Origin of the sequence: Nitrosopumilus piranensis (genome assembly GCF_000875775.1) — an archaeon.
In the GTDB taxonomy this organism is placed as follows: Archaea; Thermoproteota; Nitrososphaeria; order Nitrososphaerales; family Nitrosopumilaceae; genus Nitrosopumilus; species Nitrosopumilus piranensis.
This window is the reverse complement of record NZ_CP010868.1, coordinates 434,344-450,736: the sequence shown is the minus strand read 5'-3', so window position 1 is coordinate 450,736 and position 16,393 is coordinate 434,344. Positions and strand designations below refer to the sequence as shown.

Annotated in this window: 24 protein-coding genes and 1 tRNA gene; 7 read left to right on the top strand and 18 right to left on the bottom strand. The window is 35.0% G+C overall.

The window, feature by feature from the left end:
• Positions 1 to 45: 45 nt before the first annotated feature.
• Positions 46 to 567 (top strand): hypothetical protein, encoded by a 522-nt coding sequence (locus NPIRD3C_RS02610; protein ID WP_148702716.1) that lies wholly within the window; start codon positions 46 to 48, stop codon positions 565 to 567.
• Here the strand turns inward: NPIRD3C_RS02610 and NPIRD3C_RS02605 are convergent.
• Genes NPIRD3C_RS02605 through NPIRD3C_RS02580 form a run of 6 tightly spaced genes read right to left on the bottom strand, consistent with a single transcriptional unit; the run spans position 557 to position 4,915 of the window.
• Positions 557 to 1,000, bottom strand: a complete 444-nt coding sequence (locus tag NPIRD3C_RS02605; RefSeq protein ID WP_148702715.1) for a COX15/CtaA family protein — start codon at positions 998 to 1,000, stop codon at positions 557 to 559. The genes NPIRD3C_RS02610 and NPIRD3C_RS02605 overlap by 11 nt on opposite strands.
• Positions 1,001 to 1,002: 2 nt before the next feature.
• On the bottom strand, positions 1,003 to 1,965 hold the full coding sequence (locus NPIRD3C_RS02600) for a plastocyanin/azurin family copper-binding protein (protein ID WP_148702714.1): 963 nt from the start codon (positions 1,963 to 1,965) through the stop codon (positions 1,003 to 1,005).
• A 12-nt stretch (positions 1,966 to 1,977) separates the two neighbouring features.
• Positions 1,978 to 3,504, bottom strand: coding sequence for a cytochrome c oxidase subunit I (locus NPIRD3C_RS02595; RefSeq protein ID WP_148702713.1), 1,527 nt, complete (start codon positions 3,502 to 3,504; stop codon positions 1,978 to 1,980).
• 37 nt (positions 3,505 to 3,541) lie between these two features.
• Positions 3,542 to 3,973, bottom strand: coding sequence for a cupredoxin domain-containing protein (locus NPIRD3C_RS02590; RefSeq protein ID WP_148702712.1), 432 nt, complete (start codon positions 3,971 to 3,973; stop codon positions 3,542 to 3,544).
• Positions 3,974 to 3,975: 2 nt separating this feature from the next.
• A complete protein-coding gene (locus NPIRD3C_RS02585) occupies positions 3,976 to 4,236 on the bottom strand; it encodes a cytochrome c oxidase subunit II (RefSeq protein WP_148702711.1) in 261 nt (86 codons plus the stop codon).
• 55 nt (positions 4,237 to 4,291) lie between these two features.
• Entirely contained in the window at positions 4,292 to 4,915 is a 624-nt protein-coding gene (locus NPIRD3C_RS02580) for a histidine phosphatase family protein (RefSeq protein WP_148702710.1), read from the bottom strand.
• Between the two features lie 50 nt (positions 4,916 to 4,965).
• On the opposite strand from NPIRD3C_RS02580, the gene npdG reads away from it, so the two are divergent.
• The 3 genes from npdG to NPIRD3C_RS02565 are packed head-to-tail and all read left to right on the top strand — an operon-like array spanning position 4,966 to position 6,271.
• Positions 4,966 to 5,637 (top strand): NADPH-dependent F420 reductase, encoded by a 672-nt coding sequence (npdG, locus tag NPIRD3C_RS02575; protein ID WP_148702709.1) that lies wholly within the window; start codon positions 4,966 to 4,968, stop codon positions 5,635 to 5,637.
• Positions 5,638 to 5,652: 15 nt separating this feature from the next.
• Positions 5,653 to 5,886 (top strand): hypothetical protein, encoded by a 234-nt coding sequence (locus NPIRD3C_RS02570; RefSeq protein ID WP_148702708.1) that lies wholly within the window; start codon positions 5,653 to 5,655, stop codon positions 5,884 to 5,886.
• On the top strand, positions 5,870 to 6,271 hold the full coding sequence (locus NPIRD3C_RS02565) for a pyridoxamine 5'-phosphate oxidase family protein (protein WP_148702707.1): 402 nt from the start codon (positions 5,870 to 5,872) through the stop codon (positions 6,269 to 6,271). The genes NPIRD3C_RS02570 and NPIRD3C_RS02565 overlap by 17 nt, the downstream gene beginning before the upstream one ends.
• On the opposite strand, the gene NPIRD3C_RS02560 is transcribed toward NPIRD3C_RS02565, so the two are convergent.
• The gene (locus tag NPIRD3C_RS02560; protein WP_148702706.1) at positions 6,265 to 7,440 is read right to left on the bottom strand and encodes an aminotransferase class I/II-fold pyridoxal phosphate-dependent enzyme; all 1,176 of its coding nucleotides are present in this window, start codon (positions 7,438 to 7,440) and stop codon (positions 6,265 to 6,267) included. The two genes, NPIRD3C_RS02565 and NPIRD3C_RS02560, sit on opposite strands and share 7 nt — an antisense overlap.
• A gap of 44 nt (positions 7,441 to 7,484) precedes the next feature.
• Here NPIRD3C_RS02560 and NPIRD3C_RS02555 point away from each other — a divergent pair.
• Positions 7,485 to 7,559 (top strand) — tRNA-Arg (locus NPIRD3C_RS02555).
• A gap of 42 nt (positions 7,560 to 7,601) precedes the next feature.
• Positions 7,602 to 8,093, top strand: a complete 492-nt coding sequence (locus NPIRD3C_RS02550) for a hypothetical protein (protein WP_148702705.1) — start codon at positions 7,602 to 7,604, stop codon at positions 8,091 to 8,093.
• Here the strand turns inward: NPIRD3C_RS02550 and NPIRD3C_RS02545 are convergent.
• On the bottom strand, positions 8,057 to 8,650 hold the full coding sequence (locus tag NPIRD3C_RS02545) for a hypothetical protein (RefSeq protein WP_148702704.1): 594 nt from the start codon (positions 8,648 to 8,650) through the stop codon (positions 8,057 to 8,059). The two genes, NPIRD3C_RS02550 and NPIRD3C_RS02545, sit on opposite strands and share 37 nt — an antisense overlap.
• 120 nt (positions 8,651 to 8,770) lie before the next feature.
• Between NPIRD3C_RS02545 and NPIRD3C_RS02540 the strand changes: the two genes are divergently transcribed.
• A complete protein-coding gene (locus NPIRD3C_RS02540) occupies positions 8,771 to 9,010 on the top strand; it encodes a hypothetical protein (protein ID WP_148702703.1) in 240 nt (79 codons plus the stop codon).
• A gap of 85 nt (positions 9,011 to 9,095) precedes the next feature.
• Here the strand turns inward: NPIRD3C_RS02540 and NPIRD3C_RS02535 are convergent, their stop codons facing one another.
• From NPIRD3C_RS02535 to NPIRD3C_RS02490, 10 genes are all read right to left on the bottom strand, one after another.
• A complete protein-coding gene (locus tag NPIRD3C_RS02535; RefSeq protein WP_148702702.1) occupies positions 9,096 to 9,617 on the bottom strand; it encodes a DUF4362 domain-containing protein in 522 nt (173 codons plus the stop codon).
• Positions 9,614 to 9,883: a hypothetical protein gene (locus NPIRD3C_RS02530; protein WP_148702701.1), complete on the bottom strand. Its 270-nt coding sequence runs from the start codon at positions 9,881 to 9,883 to the stop codon at positions 9,614 to 9,616. Before NPIRD3C_RS02530 ends, NPIRD3C_RS02535 begins: the two co-directional genes overlap by 4 nt.
• Positions 9,880 to 10,134 carry a hypothetical protein gene (locus NPIRD3C_RS02525; RefSeq protein ID WP_148702700.1) on the bottom strand — a complete coding sequence of 85 codons (255 nt, stop codon included), beginning with the start codon at positions 10,132 to 10,134 and terminating at the stop codon, positions 9,880 to 9,882. The genes NPIRD3C_RS02530 and NPIRD3C_RS02525 overlap by 4 nt, the downstream gene beginning before the upstream one ends.
• 272 nt (positions 10,135 to 10,406) lie before the next feature.
• Positions 10,407 to 11,462, bottom strand: coding sequence for a hypothetical protein (locus NPIRD3C_RS02520; RefSeq protein ID WP_148702699.1), 1,056 nt, complete (start codon positions 11,460 to 11,462; stop codon positions 10,407 to 10,409).
• Complete coding sequence (locus NPIRD3C_RS02515) at positions 11,459 to 12,307, bottom strand: ammonium transporter (RefSeq protein WP_148702698.1); 849 nt, start codon at positions 12,305 to 12,307, stop codon at positions 11,459 to 11,461. The genes NPIRD3C_RS02520 and NPIRD3C_RS02515 overlap by 4 nt, the downstream gene beginning before the upstream one ends.
• 47 nt (positions 12,308 to 12,354) lie before the next feature.
• Positions 12,355 to 12,579, bottom strand: coding sequence for a hypothetical protein (locus NPIRD3C_RS02510; protein ID WP_148702697.1), 225 nt, complete (start codon positions 12,577 to 12,579; stop codon positions 12,355 to 12,357).
• A gap of 68 nt (positions 12,580 to 12,647) precedes the next feature.
• A complete protein-coding gene (locus tag NPIRD3C_RS02505; RefSeq protein WP_148702696.1) occupies positions 12,648 to 14,006 on the bottom strand; it encodes a hypothetical protein in 1,359 nt (452 codons plus the stop codon).
• 160 nt (positions 14,007 to 14,166) lie between these two features.
• Positions 14,167 to 15,333 (bottom strand): hypothetical protein, encoded by a 1,167-nt coding sequence (locus tag NPIRD3C_RS02500; RefSeq protein ID WP_148702695.1) that lies wholly within the window; start codon positions 15,331 to 15,333, stop codon positions 14,167 to 14,169.
• Positions 15,323 to 15,883, bottom strand: coding sequence for a hypothetical protein (locus tag NPIRD3C_RS02495; RefSeq protein WP_148702694.1), 561 nt, complete (start codon positions 15,881 to 15,883; stop codon positions 15,323 to 15,325). The genes NPIRD3C_RS02500 and NPIRD3C_RS02495 overlap by 11 nt, the downstream gene beginning before the upstream one ends.
• Positions 15,876 to 16,370, bottom strand: a complete 495-nt coding sequence (locus NPIRD3C_RS02490) for a hypothetical protein (RefSeq protein WP_148702693.1) — start codon at positions 16,368 to 16,370, stop codon at positions 15,876 to 15,878. The genes NPIRD3C_RS02495 and NPIRD3C_RS02490 overlap by 8 nt, the downstream gene beginning before the upstream one ends.
• Between the last annotated feature and the right edge of the window lie 23 nt (positions 16,371 to 16,393).

Sequence of the window (16,393 nt, the reverse complement as noted above, 5' to 3'; positions counted from 1 at the left end):
AATAATCTAGTTACAATATATTCATCTAATTCTAGTATACTCTAAATGGAAAAAAAGCGATCTGTCATTTTCTCAGTTTTGGTATTGTTTTCAATAATTGGAGCAAATGATGTTTATGCTCATTCAATGTTTAACTCTGCTGAAAAGTTTGATTCAGGGTATAGAGTTCAAGTAGCAACAGCTCCTGAATTTCCACAAATTAATGAGCCATCTCAATTTATGATCAGAGTAACTGAGGGATTTGATTACGAAGAAGTCGACAGATTTACTATGGGAATTAAGATATTTTATAATGAAAAACAAGTGGATGCCATACCTCCCAAGTCAATAGAGGGATCACATTGGGATTTTGATTATGTTTGGAGAAATTCAGGAAATCATATTGTGGAATTATACTTGTATGATATGCCAAATAATCCAGAGGTTATTACCTACAAGTTCAACATGGGGACTCAAAGCCCATTTGGGTATATTTTCTTTGCAGCAATTACTGTAGGAGCTTTGTCACTTACAGGTGTAGTCTTGTATATCTATGTGCCAAAAATTTTTGGAAAATCTAAACCCTAGATTCTAATGGAATTCGTGAGATTCTAAATGCAAATAATGTAGTTAGCAATACCATTGAGAAGAGCAATATGCCAATTCCTAAATGAATTGCGACTAGAACTGCATGTAGTTTTAAATCAATTACCAAGGCACCTAGAGTAATTTGTGTAATAACAAATACTGTTGCAAGGGAACTTGTAATTTTGATTTTTCTATCAGCCTTTTTGTTGATAAAGCTTGCAACCATAGTTGCAATAACCAAAGTACCAGTAGTAGCTGCTGCTAATCTATGAATCCACTCAATAAGATATTCTTCAGATGGCATTATACCATTTGGACATAATGGCCATTCAGGACATGTAAGACCTAGTCCGGCAGCTGAGATATATCCACCTAGAAACATTAGTGAATACAAAACTATCATTGTTGCTAATGCAAGATATTGAATTGCCAAAATTATTCTACTATGAAGTTACCTACCATGCCTTGTAATGCATGTCCAGGAACTGTACAGATGTAATAGTATGTACCAGGTGCACCAGCAGTAAAAGTAGTACTTCCACTTTCACCAGGTTTTAGAGGGTTGGATGCTGCTGCAATTTCAGAATTCCAAAGTATATTGTTAAAGTCTTCAGGGTTTGCAACTACTCCAAATGCATGAAATGATTTTCCATTATTTGCAGATGTAATGGTAACCTCATCACCAGAGTTTACACGAATTTCAGGATTGTTACCATCTTCTCCTGGTAATGCATTAAATGCTAATGTTCTAAAATCATCAGATTCTACAAAGTCCAAAGTAAAGTCATGAGAAACTCCTGTTGGAGCTGCTGCAACACCAGAACTACTACCACCTTGAGCAGGTCCAACTATGATTTCACCAACCATTCCTTGTTCCCTATGACCAGGAACAGTACAGATGTAATAGTATGTACCTTCTTCACCTGCAACAAATTCTGAAGTTCCACTTTCACCTGCCTTTAGTGGATTTGATGGTGATGCAATTTCAGAGCCTGGGATAATTCCACCAAATCCTTCAGTGTCTTTTGTAACACCAAATGCGTGGAAGGAAACTCCATCATTAACTACGTTAAAGATTACTTTATCACCAACATTCATGTTGATTGTTGGATTGTTATCAGGTTCCCCGGGTAATGCATTAAATGCCAAAGTCCTAAAGTCAGATGATTCAACAAACGAAAGATCAGATGTAATTGTCTTGCCTGTTGCAGCTACTGGTGCAGCATGATCTGCTTCACCTGCCATCATTGCAACAACTGGTGCAGGTTCTGAAATCCAATAATCCCAAAGTGAAAAGAAGATGGCACCACCAACAATACAGATTCCTAGCATTATTGCCATCATTTTTCCAGTTCTTGCTGGAGTTGTTCTGTAAACTGTTTGTGTATCGTGACTCATTTCATTTATCTCCTAATGGGATGGGTTCTTTGCCTCAAATGGATAGTAGTATTTACCTCCAACACCAAATGGATCCTCTGTGTTTGCAGGCTCTCCCTTTCCGGCGCTGTAAATCATGTTTATCAAAAATATCACCATACTGACCCCAATAATCATTGCACCAACTGATGCAATTTGGTTCATTGCAATCCATTCTGGGATTGGGGGGTAGTCAAAGATTCTTCTTGGCATTCCGTATAACCCAAGTACGTGTTGAGTAAAGAATACCAAAACAGTTCCTATGAAGGACATGATAAAGTGAATCTTACCCATTGTTTCATTATACATTCTTCCTGTGACATATGGATACATGTAGTAAAGATAACCAATTGAACCAAATGCAATGGTTCCCATCACAAAGAGATGGAAGTGTCCAACTACCCAGTAAGTATCATGAGTTGTAAAGTCTAATGGCATAGCAGCATTTGCAACACCACCTGCACCTGCAGAGAAGAATAATGCAATTCCACCAACTGCCCACATCATAGGAGTTGAAAACTTGATTCTGCCATTCCACATTGTTGCAATGAAATTATAGACGTGCATTGCAGATGCTGGAACTGCTGCAAGTGTTCCAACCATAAATACAGTCTTTTCAGTAAATGACATTCCGGTTGCATACATGTGGTGTGCCCATGATGAGAATCCTACAATGGATAATAACACGAATGCAAAGATACCAGAGTTAAAACTATAGATTGGTTTTCTTGAGAATCTTGGAATAATCTCATACATCATACCAATAGCTGGAATGACAAGAACATACACTTCAGGATGGAATGTAAACCAGAACAAGTGTGCGTATGCAATTGGATCCCCACCCATTGCAGGATTAAAGAATCCAGTAACACCAAGTCTGTCAGTCAAAAGCATCAACAATGCTGCTGCAAATGTTGGGATTGCAACAAGAATAATCAATGAAGATGACAAGAATGACCATGCCAATAGTGGGACTTGACCAATTGACATGTCTGGATGTTTACATTTGAGAATTGTAACAACAAAATTAATTGAACCAAGAACAGAAGATATGCCTAAAATCTTTAGTCCAAATATCCACATGTCAGCAGCTGGTCCTGGGGCACTGATAATAGAGTAAGGAGGTGTAGCATACCAAGTAAAGTCTGCAAATCCCAACCAAATAAGGGCTCCAGAAGGAGGAATCATCCAAAATGCTATTGCGTTGAGTTTTGGATATGCCATGTCTTTGTATCTAACCATAATTGGAACAAAGTAGTTACCAACAGCTGATGCAAATGGAATGATAAACAAGAAGATCAATGTGGTTCCGTGAACTGTGAAAATTCTGTTAAAGGTCATTGCATCGCCAATAATTTGTGCACCAGGCAAGAACAATTCAGCTCTGATTGCAAGTGCTAATGCACCACCCAAAAATAAGAACCCTAATGACATGATAAGATAAAGTAAACCAACATCAGTGTGGTGTGTTGAGAACATAATTTGCCAAATTGGGCGTGGTTTTTGTAATTCTAGAACCATGTGTTAATTCCCTCCAGTGATATGGATAAAAGCGTTATCAAGATTTTGGCTCCTCCACAATTAATGTTCCACGCATGTTATAGTGAATCAATCCACAATATTCTCTGCATTGAATATCATGTTCACCAACATCAGTAGGTGCAAACCATACGGTATTTACTCTACCAGGAATTGCATCCATCAAAACAACATAATCGTGAATGTTAAATGAGTGATTAACATCTTTGGAATGAATTTCAAATTTGTAGGCTTTGCCTTTTTCTACATGTAGTTCACCAATTTCTTTTGTTCCATCTTCATGTTCAAAAGTCCAGAACCATTGTTGTCCTGTGACTTTGATAATTTCAGCACCTTCTGGTACATGCTCTACAAGTCTTTCAGCTTCCCAAGCTTCTGCACCTACCCAACACATTAGAGCTATAACTACTCCAACGTAAATCCATTCAGGCCAGTTAGAATGTCCACCCATTTCTACCAGTCAGTCCCCTCATATGGAGTTGGTTTTGCTTTTGGATGGGATTCTCTGAATCTCCAAACTTGCCAAATAATAGTACCTGAAACAACGGCACCAACTACAAATGCAATAGTCATCATTCTAAAGAATAAATTCCAAATAATCACTCTGCGATCAAGATATTCACCTGGTTCATCACCTGCAGCAAATGCATACTCTATAGCAGGAACCATTACTAAAACTGCCAATACTAAGAATAACCCGACTATACCCTTCATAGTGAATGACTGTCGTGACCTATGATTTCTATTTAAGGGTTTTCAAGATTATTAGCTACCAACCTTGATCGAAACGAGTTGGATGCATTACATTAAGTCCTGAAATTGAAAACTTGCGTTTATTTTCCCTAAAGAGATTCAATGATGCATTTGCTATAATTAACTCAAAGAGGTTTGTAGGAGACAAGTCAACTACTGTTGAAAGCATTGCTTTGATTGGGTCCATGTGAGTTACTAGTACAATATTTTCATCAGGATGTTTTTCAACCACATGATCTACTATTCCTAATACTCTCTTTCTAACCTGATCAAAAGTTTCTACGCCGTTGTGTGCAATTTCAAGATCACCTTCATAAAATTTCATAAAGACATTTCCATGATCATTGAATATTTCATCATAAGCCATACCAGTAAATTTTCCCATATCAAGTTCGATTAATCTTTCATCAATTTTGACATCAAGTGAGTTATGTTTTCCAACAATTTCTGCAGTGTGTTTTGCTCTTTGAATAGGACTTGAATAAATTGCAGAGATATTCATATGCTCAAGTAGTTCTGCAGTATGCTGTGCTTGTTGTTCCCCAACATCAGTTAACGGAACACCTTCGGTTCTACCTGCCAGGATTCGTTCAGTGTTATTTTTTGCCTGACCGTGTCTTAGAAAAATTATCTGTCCCAATTCAATCGAAATTCAAATAGAGATAATAATAACATTGTCTGTAGTTAATCATGAAAGTAGGAATTATTGGTGGAACCGGCGGAATGGGCAAAGGTTTTGCTCTAAGATGGTCACAAAATCATGATGTAATAGTTGGCTCTAGAGATGCTGCAAGAGCAGCAGAATCAGCTTCAGAATATACAAATTTAGCAAAAGAAGCATTTGGAGAAATTAAAGGAAGTATTTCAGGAAGTGATAATGTTTCAGTTGCAAAAGAAAGTGACGTATTGATTTTATCAATTCCCTACGAAAACATTGATTCAGTGTGTTCTGGAATATTGCCAGAAGTCAAAGATGATTGTGTTATAGTATCACCAATTGTTCCAATGACTAAAACAGATGTGGGGTTTGAGTGTGTTTCAATTAAAGATAACAAACCATTCTCATACAAATTAGTATCAAACCACATGAAAAACAAATCAAAATTGGTTTCTGCATTTCATGTAATTTCAGAAAAGAAACTTGTAAATCCGACTTTGGAACTAGATTATGACATTTTTGTTTGTGGAGATGACAAAGAGGCAGTAGGTGTAGTCAATACCTTAATTGATGAAATTAAGGGATTAAGATCAATTTACTTGGGACCAATTGAATTGTCATATCTTGCAGAAATGTCAACACCATTGCTACTTAATGCAATGATTCAAAACAAGATAAAAAATCCTGGAATCAAAATTATCTAAGTCAGTTCTTTTATCATGAGTCACGAATACTATAGGCGAGGCAGAAATTGGTATACGGCTATTGGAGTTTTATTTTCTGTAATGGCAGGAATAGTGCTAGTCAGACAGCTATTGATATGGGGACCAGAATTTGTTGAGGAATTTTTATTGAATGGAGATATTACTAATGAAAAAGTATCAATGGCAATGCTTGCATTTGGTATTTTTATGATAGCATTAGGATTTAGAAGACATGAGCAAAAAAGATGAATTTCTAAAAACACAAAAGATACTGCGTTTAGCTACTGTTGGAAAAAACAAGACACCACATATTGTTCCTGTTTGGTATAGATATAGCGCAAAAAAAATCTACATAGGCACAAACACTAGAACACAAAAGGCAAAAAACGCAAAGAAAAACAACAAAGTCTCTTTTTGTATAGATACAGGAATTAATGCACCTAACATCTATGGTGTCATGGGACAAGGAAAAGCAAATCTGATATTAAAAGAATCTAAAGTAAAATCAATTGCAAAAAATATTCTACTGCGATACTTTAAGACACTAGAAAATAAATCAGCAAAAGAATTACTTGATGATACTGACTGTATTATTGAGATTGTTCCTGAAAAGATTTCTGTGTGGAGTTATTGAGTAACAAATTCTTCAATCTTGTTCATTGCTGAATCTAAAATTTCAAGACTAGGAAGATATACCAATCGGAAATGACCACTACCATATTTCTCTCCAAAGCCAGACCCATGTACAGTTAAAACTCCTTTTGATTCTAGTAATTTTGTAACAAATTCTTTGTCTGTCCTAAATCTATTGTCTTCAATTTTCGGAAATGCATAAAATGCACCTTTAGGATTTGGGCAAGAAAGTCCAGGCATCTCATTTAATCGTTTTACAACCAAGTCTCTACGCTTTTTAATTTCAGAAACAAAGTTAGAGATATAATTTTGAGGCCCTTTTAATGACTCTAATGCAGCATGTTGAACAGGCAAACTAGTTGCAATTCGTACTCGAGCTAGTTTTGGAAGATTCTCGCGTATTGCATCAAGTTTTGGTGAATTGTTAAATGCAATATAGCCAATTCTCCATCCAGACATCAAATGGACTTTGGAAAAACCATTTAGAACAATTACTGGAGAGTCTCCTGCAACTTTGCCAATTCCTACAAATTTTTCATCAAAGATAATTTGATCATAGATTTCATCACAAATAATGTAGAGATTATGCTGATTTGCAATCTCTACTAACTCTTTGAGGGATTTTTCATTAAATACAACTCCTGTTGGGTTGTTTGGACTAATCAAACAGATGGCAACAGTTTTTGAAGTAATTTTGGATTTTATATCATCAATATCAGGAGTAGAATTTTCCAAGTCAACTGCAAATTCTACGGGTACACCACCATGTAATCTGACATAGGATGCATAAGGTGGATAATATGGTCCTGGAAGTAATACTTCATCTCCTTCTTCAACAATTGATGAAATTACCATGTCTAGTCCTTCTGAGACTCCATTTGTTACTAGAATTTCATCAGCAGATATGGATAATCCTTTGGCATTTTCTTTTTTTGCAATCTCTTGTCTTAATTCCAAAAGACCTTCAGAAGTAGAATAGTAGTTTTCGCCTTTGTTGATTGCATCAATCAAAGCTTGTTTAACATTATCAGGTGGCTGAAAACCAAATTGCACAGGATCACCAATGTTAAGGTAATCGACTTTGATTCCTTTTTGTTGCACTTTTCTTGCAGCTAGAACAATATCTCTAATTGCATACTCTACACCTGCTACTTTTTTTGATACCTTCAAAGTATCTAGACAGATATTTAGGCCTGTTAAATTCTTACTTGTTTGGACTCGTTGCACAGCCTGGATAGTGCGGGCGGCTTCGAACCGCCAGGTCGAGGGATCGAAGCCCTCCGAGCCCTTTAGATTATCTTATTAAGCAAATAATTTTCCACAAGAACGAAGTGAAAGTATCACTATTAAAAATTGGACTGGCTTTGATAATTGTTGGAGCAGTTTGGATTTCAATAGTTTTTGCAGAGACTGAAAAGATTCAGGATGTAACAAATTTAAAACAATCAAGTTCTTTTGAAATAAAATTAGAGTTTTCAGGTACAGATATTGGATTTTACAAAGTTCACATGCCAGAATTTGCAGGTCAGGAGATATTTGTTCAGATTCTAGATGTTAATGATAATGTAATTCAAGAGCAAACTGTTCAGACAAGAATGTCAGTAGGATATTTTGATTTTAATGAAAGTGGGGCATATACTGTAAAAGTAACAAACTTGGCAAAAAATCAAGTTAGTTTGGAGATAGAGTTTGGTAATACAAATTCAAAAGAGATGATCCCTGCAGGAATAATGATTTTGGTTGGCTCAATTGCTATGATAGTAATGTCATATCTAAAAATTAAAAATTACAAAATGGCGCAACCTGATGAGAATATTTCATAAACAGGAATACATTGTATTATATGTCCAAAAATTAGAACTAGGTTAAATCCCAACCATATTGTAAAGAACAAAAATGTTACAATTGAGAATGGCAGTAATATTTTGAGTTTTGTGTGTTCTTTATTTTTTAAAATTAACAATCCACCAAGTGAACCTAATACAAGTCCCAATTCAAGTGGTTGATGAGACCAAGATACTAGACCATCAATTCCAAATATTTCATGAGATAGTGAATCACCAAATCCTGAAATTATTTGAATAACAGAGCCGACCATTACTAGTTTTATTCCAGTTTTTAGAGAAGAGTCTATTGATTTTCTAATTATCAGTATCCCTCCCAATATTGCAGCAGCAGTGATCATTGAGACTCCAGTATAAACAATCATGTGAGATGGACTCCAAAAGAATTCAGGTTCTTTTTGAAGGTGGGATATTGCATCCCAAAATCCTGCAGAAACTGTGATGACTGGACCAATAACAGATAGAATACATATGATACGTACAAGATTATCAGACTTTGTAAGTGTGTAATTTGAAATTCGTTGAATTAATCTCATTTTATTCAGACTGTATCAAAAGGGATATTTGAAATGTTGTAAGAATATCAATTTGAAAAAATTAACTCTGTGGCTAATTTTTAGAATTAACTATATTAGATGATATGATTTAGTAATTTTATGAGTCCTGGAATTGGATTAATGAAAAGAAGACTAGAAAAGGAAAAAGATGCCATAGCCCTTGCAGTATCAGGCATTGCAAAAAAATACAATGTTGTACCAGATTCGATTAAGACTTTGGAGACAAAGTATCACGATGATGCTGGAGATTGGTATGTAGCATTGGGTTGGGATGAAAAAAAGGCAATAATACAAATGGATTCGGTTCAGGGAACAATTACTGAAATTAAAGAAATCTAAGTAGTAAAATTATTCTAATTAAAGTCAAATTTTGGGCTAAAATCCAGAAAATATAGTAATTTTTAGTTCTGGTTTCACGTTACAATCATCTCAGAGGTAATACTAGTTGTTCATCTTCACATTGGAAAAATAGTTCGTTATCATTTAGTTGAATATCACTGCAAACAAAACCACGAAAGTCTTGTGTATCATTGTCTGTAGTTCCATCTTGTCTTAAATCAACATGGTATCGCAATAGACAGTCATCAACATCAATATATACATAGTAAAATATTGGATCTCCCTCAACAGTGTACAACTTGTTTTTTATGCTTGCATGTTTGCATTCTTGAAAAGATTTTACAAAGCATTTGCCATCAGGTTTTCCCATAATGTCGTTGCATGTAGCAGGACTAGTGTCATATTGTCTTTGGCTTTCGTCTTTGCCTAAAACTTCATCTATTACAGGTCTAAAATTAGGAAGCAAAGAAATTGAATAAACTACACAGTCATCAGAGAGAATAGAATTGCAATAAAATGTGCTGCCAATGCTTATAGTTGCAGGAATTACAATTAATCCTGAAAACAAGATTATTCCAATTAAGATTACTTTGTTTCTAGTTTTCATTTTCTCATATCCTTCTTACCAATTCTTACTTTTAGAAAACCGATCAAAGAGTAAATTCCAGTTCCAATCAAGACCACAATGCTTCCAATAATCATATAATTTCCTACAGGAGTTGACGTCTTACCAACTTCAGGAGTAATCGGAGTCATTCCCTCAGGCAGATTTTTTGGAGGCTCTGACGTAATCGTCTCAAAGCTTAGAATAGTAATTGCAACACCTAACACAAGAAAGATTACAGCAATTATTGTAATGTATCTAGTTTTCACGTTCCAAACTCCTCATACTCTATTTTCTCACCACAATAAGGGCAATAGTTCATTGCAAAAAATGCAATATTGCCATCAATGCTCATATCTTTAAAGTGGAATTTTGCCCACTTTACATTCCACAGTTGAAAGTACTTGTCATGGTCCTTGAGCTGCTTGCAACACCACCAAGTCCTGTAAGTATCAACTCTATATTCTGTAAACTTTTCACAGGTAGGATCATCATAATGTCTAGTGAAAAATACTTTCAATGATTCAGGTTCAAATTATGAGACTCATAAAGTGTTCTAATCTTTTGTAAATAGATGGTGTGAGGTAAACGGTCTGGGAATTAGCCTCCAACCTATCTATTGTGATTTGAGTTCTTCATATTATGATAAAAGCAACACGAATGAATCGTTCATGCAAATTCTCAGCGTTTCCTAAATACTATTTTGAAGAACATGATGTAATTGAAACTCTCACCAAGCAACTAACCGTTGTTGGTCTTAAGTTTCAATTGTCAAGAGTCTAGTTTTCATTTTTAATTCCACTTTTCTATAATTATTGAAACATCAAAGGGAATCAGTTGTTGTGCTCTTTGTACATAGTATTCATCTGCATTGGGAATTGTATCGTATATTGCTCTGTTAAAACCAATCATAATTCCCTTGTCATTAGTCCACATTTCATTCCAAGGGATTTCAGAATTTTGCAAAATTGCTGCACCAGTTTCATGTTTGTCTTCAACAGTCATATCATCAACATTATTTGGTATGATAAAGATGGTACCACCACCCATATGATCTGACGCAATACTTCCAGGAGCAGGTAATGTTCTTGAGTGCCATTCGTATATTCCAGGCGAATCAAAAGTCATTGTTGCATCAGATAGTGGAAAAATTGTGGGGCCATACCAATCTGGATTCTGCCAATTCCCATCACCTTGAATTCTAATTGGTACTAGATGTTTATTTTGAAATTTAACTTTGATTTCCTCATCTCCTTGAACTAGGAAATTGTGCGGATAGACTCTAGGTTGATTATCTGTTTCCTCTCTTATGATAATTGTGTTATTGGTACTAAGAGATGATTCAGGTGGCAATTTTATGCTAGTGTCAAAAAAATCCACCTCGGAAATTCCTACAGGATAACTTGCTTGAGCCCTCATGGTCATTCCAGATAGTCGATAAGTATTCCCATCCGTGCCATTCACAAATGCCTCAAAGGATACATGTGGAGGCAATGATGTGAGAACCATTCCAGAATACACATTAAAATCAGGATTAGCGACCTCAATGTTTTGTTTATCTAGTTCAATCATCATTGCGTTTTTTATAACAAGAGCACCTAATTTGGTGAAAAATTCATCTCTGCCTTCTTTCTCATAATAATCCATCAAGCTTTCATTACTTTCATTTTGCCATTGGTTTACATTTTTGCCAAGATATGTATCAGAAATTACTTGTTCAGAGTTTTGGTAATTAAAACGCCCCGAAGTATTTTTGTTTGTAAATTGATCACTGGAAATTAAAAATGCAGATAAGAAAACACATATCATTACAACAATACCAATAGTTATCAATAGTCTAGTTTTCATTTTCTAATTAATTTCCTAATGACTGAAGATCTATACAATAAGATTCCTGCAACAGAGAATATGATGATTGGGATCATCAATCCAATGAACCTAAAATCAAAAACCCATCTTATGATTTGTTCAGGTTGAGATAAGAATATCATTACGAGAGGATCTAAAGACGAAATAAGATAAGGCATTCCGAAATACAACAACAGTCCTGCCAAGATCAAAGAAATGTAGGGTCTGCTTGGAATCTTTTTTCTTTTTAGGATAAAATAAGGTACTAAAAACAGTGCAGAGATTCCCACAGACAAAGCAGTTAGAGGTAAAATTGTATGATAAAACAAACCACCCATAAAATCCAAGGCATAACTTGGGGCCAAATCAGGATCCATATCCATGGTCCCACCACCGTATACCGTATCCCAGATATGGGGTGTAGGGTAGATTAAGAATATCACCACAAATAAAACAAGATAGGTAGCTGTAGCAATGCCCATGGCAATTATCAGGGATTTGTTGTCACTGTTTTTCAAATATTTTTGAACCATATGTGCCACGGATCCTGCAACTATCCCAATTACAATTGCAGCCATGGGTCCCAAAATGTCATGAAACGGAGCCACAAGAGCCGCTCCAGAAATTATGCTTAAAGAAATCCCAAATACTTTGAAAGTCTTGGATGCCCATGCAAACAAGAACCAAGAAAACATAGAGAAAATAATTGAAAGCAACAAAACGATGCTGCTACTTACTGTGATTCCGCCCACCATAATCTGATTTCCCACAGAATTTTGGATTAGTGAAATCAAAGAAAATAGTACGACTAGAGATGAAGTAATTATCAAAAATTTAATCTTCATTTTCTTTTATCTTCCCACATTTTCACGATTTCTTTTTTGTTCATAAGTTAGACAAATCCTAGACCGTCTTTTATCCAACAAGAGATACTGATCGTTCCTGAATCAGGATAGCATGGGACAAAAATAAACTCAAAAATTCCGCCAATCATGCTAATGACCTCATTGATTCCAAGCAAGGCAAAAATTATTGTAACCACAAAAAGTTTCGGATGCTTGTCATAGAATGCGTATAGTTCTTTTGGTTTTTTCTCTGGATCGTTGCTGTTCAACATTGGCCACAGATATTTGAAGAACAAATATCCAATAATGGCATAAATAATTAAGACAAACAAGACCTATCTCACGCCTCATTTGTCATGGACGTGTTTTGTTGATTAATTGGAATTCTAAATGTCCAAGGTCCTTCTACAATCACTATCTTTGGAAGTGGCATGTTCTCTATTGGAGTCATATGTGGAGGCGGCCTTGGTGGCGGCGGGGGTGCATTCATACTCGTTTTGTTTTGCCTTACCCACTGTATCTCTTTGATGGTCAGAATGATTTCTTTGGCATGAGTGTCAAGAGTTGGTGAAAAGATATGATGCCATGAGTAATCTGATATTATTTCCATTGTTGTAGGATCTGGTCCGCTGGAGCCTCCACCGCCTCCGCTTCTGTTTGTACTAACATACTGATTCCCCAGATCATCTTCCAAGGTGATAATTAATCTTGGATGTTCATTATACATCATCCTATTCATGTGATTCATTTTGCGAATATCTGCAAAATCAGACTCTGAAATTTTTATGCGTTGATGTGAATACCAGATAAGCTTCATCATGTCAGAGTAGACTTCTAGCGAAGGTATTGTAAATTCCGTATCATCTACAAGAATCTGTTTTGATATTGAGACTACATTGACAAGTTTTTTTGGTGTAAATCCATGCGGGTCAAAAATTTTTGCAAGATCTGCATCTTTAAACTCAAATCTTGTGTTTTCAGTAATTTTCCAGAATGATTTTCCTTCAGGTTTCACATCAACAATTGCAGATTGGAACGACTTTGGAAACGGAGGGGTGCGTGAACGATGCCTGTTTCCTCGGGCATTATCCATGTCAGAGTATGTCTCTTGATTTTCTTTTTCTTGCATCTCCTGTTGTTTTTTTTCGTGCCATTCATTCTGGAAAGGAATGTCAATTCTGTCATTTTCTGTCACAATAAAACCTAGGATTTCAGAATAATCTAGATGTGAGTGGTATCCAGGCATCGTTTTCTCAGCTATGTTAACAGTAGCTAGAGTGACAAGTTCTGCTTCTGGAATATTCTCAGATTTTATTTGTGATTCTGGAAACTTGCTGAGCTTGACTGTTTGCTGCCACTCTCCTAAAATATCCACATTGCACGATACAGGACCATAAAGAATGATTTTAGGATACTGCGGTGCTTTTTTTTCAGGATTGTTTAGATATTCCACTTCTATTTCACGTGTATCTATTTCCTGCAAATCAGAATCAGACATGAGCAAGCATATTGCAGCAGTACTTTTGGTGTTGCCGCTTATCCTGACTATATCCCCTTCTCTGATTCCGAATTTCTGCATGTATTGTGGTTCAATCTTTACAATTGTTTTGCATTGGTAAGGATCAACATTATTCTCAAGTCTATTTCTTCTTTTATGCACTACCCTAAATTCGATTGAATTGTCATTATTATTAGTCATGGTAATACTTGTAGATTTGATTTCTTAATAGGACATTCATAAAGTATGCTATTAACTTGAACTTAATTCATAGGTCAAATCATTTGTATGCTAAAGAAATCTAAGTAAAATTATTCTAATTAAAGTCAAATTTTAGAAGTTATTATGATTAAATTAAGATTCAGATTCTTTTCCTACGAGCAATTAATGGCATATTCTTCAAATTAGTTTCTTCTATATGCTCATCTAATTCTCTGGATTGTATTAATTCTCGTTCGTGATCAAATTTTAATGGACTAGTGTAAGCTTCATGAACTTTTGCTAAATAATACAGTATTTGGTATTTTTTTGGATGTATTTTGGCACCCTCATAATGATTTAAAATTCGAGTTACGTATTCAGCGTCATTATAATCATAACTTGTAAAATCAAATTCTTCAAGCATGTTACGTGAATTATCAGCTAATGTGTTTTCAATATTATCAATTTCTAGCGTTTGAGGATTGAAGAATTTGATTTTAGTCATGTCAAGGTTATCATTTTTTCCAAATCCACGAGGTTGTATCAAAGATACAAGATCAAATCCACCACCAAATGCCACACCATGAAGATTACTTACATGACTTTCAACATCTTCTCTAGGTACTTGTGTAGCAAAAAATGCTGTTCGTTCATTATCGAAATAAGAATTAATCAGATTGTGTTGAGGAATTGATTTTTCCCATTCTTGATAAATTAAATTGATTATCATAGGATCTTGTTTTGCAATTAAGTGATCAAGTATCTCTTGTAAGGAATTTCTATCCATTCCCAAAGACAAAGTGAAGATTACAGAATTATTTTCATCTCGCCTATAGTGTGAATCAATAAAATCAATATAATCAGTTGAGTTTAATTCTAAGTATGGATAAGTAATTAAATTTGTGCCCAATCGGCGTTGTAAATAATCTGCTTGTGCATCAGCAAATTCTTTTTTCTGAGTAAGAGGCATATCGCGGAGAGTTGAAAGTGGAGGCTGAAAAACAGATATTTTGAATAATGCACGTTGTGTAATATCATTATATTGTTTAGTTACTCCAACCATCTTTTCTCCAACTTTATTTTTATTCAGTAATCCTGATACTTGTGAATCACTTAGATTTCTGAAATCAATAGTAAGTTCAGTTTGTAATGGTTTTGCAAGAACTGCTCCAGAACGTGCTAAATATTCTGAACGAGCCAACACACGATTCGGGGTGGAAAATGTTCCTTTATCAGTTGTAATATCTACAATTCTACTACGATAAAAATAAGGACTGTTATCATTATCTTGAACAGTATCACGTAATCTTACATCTTCAAGAATCATATTCTAATGGCCTCTGCGTTTCATCATTCCAGTCTAATGTTTGATATCTTTGTTTAAAGACAGAGTTTTCCAAGAAATGTTCATAATCACGATAAACTAGTTTAAGCATTCCTTGTGGAATATGTGTGTCCCAACTAAGACGTTTAGCTTGTAACAGGTTTCTAATATTTTCTGGTAACTTAACAAATTCTTCATGAATTAGTTTTTGTCCTTTATCGTTAATTTCAATGGCAAAATTATTTGAAGTCTTTTTACCACGAAGACTAATTAGATTAAGAAATGCAAGTTGATCAATTGTATTTTCAACTTCTTCACTATACGGTCCAAATCGATATTTCCTAAAAAACACAGGTTGAACATTCTCATTTTTAAAAACTTGTTGCAACGTTAGAAATACTTCTTTCATTTGTTTGATTTTTCCTTTGATTGGATAATCTTTTTCTGCATAGAGTAAAAACAAAATTACATCGGATAAAGTATATTTGAAATCAGCATCCTGAGACTCTCTAAGATTATCTAATTCTTCTAGAGAAAATGTTTTTTCACTCATTGATCTTTAACCTCACTAATCCATTTATTTTGTAGGTATTTGATGCTTTTTCTTGCATAAAGGTACCATAGGTTCGAATTCCTTGATAAATAAAGGGTATTATTATCATACGATTTACCTCATCGTCTGATAAGTATGATGATGCATGCCTAGGTTTTTTCAATACAGCAGTACGGTGATTTCTAATCAATGTTGCCATAGGTGGTCCTCTTGGATAATGGTGTTTTAATAATACAGCAATTTCAATTTCTCCACGAGTATTTTTGATCAATTCTTCAATATCAATTTCAATAAATGAAAATTCCATTATGCAATTACAGCATTTATGGAAGTTTTTTGGTCTAGGGTTTGATGAAATGACAATTGGTCCATCAGGTGTGTCAATTTCTGGAAATTTGTTTTTACCATTTTCCAACAAGTCGTGATAAGAAGTAAATGATGAAACATCATCATGACCGCAAAATGGACACTCAGTAATTTCAGACACAAATAATTACATCCAAGTCTAGT